This is a genomic window from Streptomyces sp. NRRL B-1347 (genome assembly GCF_000720325.1).
Classification (GTDB): Bacteria; Actinomycetota; Actinomycetes; order Streptomycetales; family Streptomycetaceae; genus Streptomyces.
Window position 1 is genome coordinate 1 of sequence record NZ_JOJM01000353.1, and the last position, 207, is coordinate 207.

Here is a 207-nt window from a genome sequence, read left to right on the forward strand (position 1 = left end):
CGCGGATGGTGGGGTGTCGGTGGCGGTGACGTCGGCCGAGTATGCGGACCGGTTTGCGGATGTGCCGGTGGTGCTGACGGTGGAGGACTTGTCGGCTTATCCGTCGCGGGCTCCTGAGGTTGCTGTCGACCTGGATGCGGTGGCGTACACGGTGTTCACGTCGGGTTCGACGGGTCGGCCCAAGGGTGTGGAGGTGACGCACCGCGG

At 67.6% G+C, this 207-nt stretch carries 1 protein-coding gene; it reads left to right on the forward strand.

The window, feature by feature from the left end:
• Nucleotides 1–19: 19 nt before the first annotated feature.
• Nucleotides 20–207, forward strand: a 188-nt coding sequence (locus IG74_RS47540) for an AMP-binding protein (protein ID WP_158858187.1), incomplete at its 3' end; no start/stop codon positions are given.